This window comes from Brevundimonas sp. (genome assembly GCF_036399195.1).
Classification (GTDB): Bacteria; Pseudomonadota; Alphaproteobacteria; order Caulobacterales; family Caulobacteraceae; genus Brevundimonas.
Window position 1 is genome coordinate 1 of the sequence record NZ_DASWNO010000266.1, and the last position, 2,912, is coordinate 2,912.

The following is a 2,912-nucleotide window of genomic DNA, read 5'->3' on the forward strand; positions in this document are numbered from 1 at the left end:
GTGTAGCCGCTGCCGCCGTGCACCTGCATGGCCAGGCTGGCGACGTGGAAGCCCTTATCGGTGAGATAGGCCTTCAGCACCGGGGTGATCAGACCCATGTAGTCCCGGGCCTTCTGGGCCTCCGCCTCGTCGTTCGAGTGCTGCAGGTCAGCCTGGAGCGCGGTCCACAGAGTGAAGGCCTGGCCGCCCTCGACGAAAGCCTTGGCCTCCAGCAGCATGCGGCGCACGTCGGGGTGGACCATGATGGAGTCCGCTGGGCCGTCGGGGTTCTTCGCCCCCGTCAGCGAACGTCCCTGCAACCGGTCGTGGGCGAACTCGACGGCGGCCTGATAGGCGGCCGTGCCGATCGACAGACCCTGCAGGCCGGTGCCGAGGCGCGCCTCGTTCATCATCACGAACATGGCGGCCATGCCCTTGTTCTCGGTCCCGACCAGCCAGCCCCTGGCGTTGTCGTAGGCCATGACGCAGGTGGCGTTGCCGTGGATGCCCATCTTGTGCTCGAGCCCGGCGCAGCCGACGCCCGCATTCCGCTCGCCCAGCGAGCCGTCGTCGTTGACGAAGACCTTGGGCACGACGAACAGGCTGATGCCCTTGATCCCCGCCGGCGCGCCCTCGATCCGGGCCAGCACCAGATGGATGATGTTGTCGGTGAAGTCGTGCTCGCCCGACGAAATCCAGATCTTCTGGCCGGTGATGTTGTAGCTGCCGTCGCCGTTCGGGACCGCCTTGGTGCGGATCAGGCCCAGGTCCGTGCCGCACTGCGGCTCGGTCAGGTTCATGGTGCCGCCCCACTCGCCAGTCGCCATCTTCGGCAGGTAGCGGGCCTTCAGCTCGTCCGAGCCGTTGGCGTTCAGGCCCCAGTAGGCGCCGGCGGTCAGCCCGGGATACATCGAGAAGGCGGCGCTGGCGGCGGCGGTCATCTGGCCGAACGCCATGGCCACGACCGACGGCATGCCTTGGCCGCCGTGCTCGGGCAGGGCCGACAGGGCGGGCCAGCCGGCGGCGACCATGGCCTGATAGGCTTCCTTCCAGCCGGTCGGGCCGGTGACCTTGCCGTCGACCCATTTGCAGCCTTCCTGATCGCCGACGCGGTTCAGGGGGGCGATGACCTCCTCCGCGAATTTGGCGCCCTCCTCGAGGATCTGGCCGACGAGGTCTGACGACACGTCCGAGAAGCCGGGCTGGTTGGCGTAGCGGTCGATCTCCAGCACCTCGTTCAGGACGAAGGTCAGGTCGCGGACAGGCGCCTTGTAGGCCATGCTCAGGCTCTCGCTTTGAAGGGCTGGTGGTGGTTGTCGGGGTTCAGCCGCGCCTTCAGCAGGTCGGCGTATTCCTCGGCGCCGGGCAGCAGATCGGGCCGGAACTCGGCCAGTTTCCGCTCCATGACGGCGCAGGCTTCCTCGGCGGTCTCGATGGCGGCGTCGAGGTCCTCGCGCTGCTGCTTCAGCGCCGCGATCTGGGCCCGGTGGCGGCGCAGGGCGACCGACATCTGGTGGGCGTTGTGGTCGTCGTGGTCGTACAGATCCAGCATCTCCTGGATCTCGTGCAGCGAGAAGCCGATGCGGCGGCCCCGCAGGATCAGCTTCAGCCGGGCGCGGTCGCGGGCGTCGTAGACCCGCGTCTGGCCCTTGCGCGCGGGCGTCAGCAGCCCTTTGTCCTCATAGAAGCGCAGGGCCCGCGCCGTCGCGCCGAACTCGCGGCACAACTGGCGGATCGAATAGGTGCGATGATCGTCGGCGGTCGCCATGGCTCACGTCATAACTTGACGTGCACGTAAAGGGAAGCCTTCTGGCGACATGGCTCGCAAGCACGTCAATCTCGGCAAGGCGCCCGACAAACGCGATCTGCCGCGCAAGACCTGCGCCGTCTGCGGCCGGCCGTTCTCCTGGCGGCGCAAGTGGGCGCGCGACTGGGAGGCGGTGAAGGTGTGTTCGGACCGGTGCCGGGCGGCGGGGGCTGGGTCGTGATGGCCAGCCGCGGCTCAAAGGCGCGCTGAGCGCCGTCTCGGGGCCGGAGCCAGCGGGTCAGCGAGTCGACGCTGAGCGCCGCGATCGGTTCCTCGGCTTGACGAGGAACGCCCAGGCTCCGACGGCGCCCAGCCCCGCCATGGCGAGGCCGCTCAGCACCGTCATCGCGTCGTAGAGCCAGCCTCCGACCGAACTGGCGTGCAGGGGATAGAAGGCGTTGTAAGCGCGAATGCCGCGCGGCAGGGCGTTGGCGTCCGAGGTCGCGACCACCCGGCTGGTGGCGGGGTCGATGGTGGCCGTCGTGCGGCCGTTGGGGTGCCACTCGCCGGGCTGTTTCAAGCGGATCGTGGCGGGCTTCCCCGCTGCGGCGGGTCGAATGGCCATGCGCGGGGTCGCTTCGGGAAAGCGAGCCTGCGCGTCCGCCAGGGCGCGGGTCCAGTCGACGTCTCCGGACCCCACGACAGGCGTCGGCGGCTTGGGGGCGCCGCCCAGCAGGGCCTGGGTCGTGCCGTGGAAGACGATCGCCGCGCCAGTCAGGCTGAAGACGAACAGCGGAACCGCGAAGATCAGGCCGAGGTTGCGATGGCTGCCGATCAGTTCGCGCCGCGCGCCGGAGCGGGGCCACACGCGCCAGCCCGAGGCGCGCCAGGAGGGGATCCAGACGACCAGACCGGTCAGGATCATCAGCGTCAGCGCGAGCCCGGCCCCGCCGGCGACCAGCTTTCCGGTGTGGCCCGCCAGAAGTTCGTGGTGCAGGTCGAAGATCCAGGTCTCGGCCCTCGCCGCGCCGCGCCAGCGGTCCACCACGGCGCCGTCGGCGTCGGCGTAGCCGAAGCCCTCGTCGGCAAGGTAGAGCCGGTGCGCGCCGACTGCTCCGCCGGGCAGGACCACGGAGGTCAGTCCGGGCTCGGCCGCCTCCAGCCGGTCCAGCGCCGCGCCGAGTCG

At 69.9% G+C, this 2,912-nt stretch carries 4 protein-coding genes; 1 reads left to right on the forward strand and 3 read right to left on the reverse strand.

The genetic code is table 11. The annotated features are described in order from the left end of the window. Together VGB60_RS11635 and VGB60_RS11640 are read right to left on the reverse strand one after the other, a co-directional pair. Nucleotides 1-1,259: acyl-CoA dehydrogenase family protein (locus VGB60_RS11635; RefSeq protein ID WP_331038414.1), on the reverse strand; the 1,259-nt coding region annotated here is incomplete at its 3' end. 2 nt (nt 1,260-1,261) lie between these two features. After that, nucleotides 1,262-1,747, reverse strand: a complete 486-nt coding sequence (locus tag VGB60_RS11640) for a MerR family DNA-binding transcriptional regulator (protein WP_331038415.1) — start codon at nt 1,745-1,747, stop codon at nt 1,262-1,264. 49 nt (nt 1,748-1,796) lie between these two features. On the opposite strand from VGB60_RS11640, the gene VGB60_RS11645 reads away from it, so the two are divergent. Beyond that, nucleotides 1,797-1,967, forward strand: coding sequence for a DUF2256 domain-containing protein (locus VGB60_RS11645; protein WP_331038416.1), 171 nt, complete (start codon nt 1,797-1,799; stop codon nt 1,965-1,967). A 57-nt stretch (nt 1,968-2,024) separates the two neighbouring features. On the opposite strand, the gene VGB60_RS11650 is transcribed toward VGB60_RS11645, so the two are convergent. Continuing rightward, a partial coding sequence (locus VGB60_RS11650) for a PepSY-associated TM helix domain-containing protein (RefSeq protein ID WP_331038417.1) occupies nt 2,025-2,912 on the reverse strand: 888 nt, incomplete at its 5' end.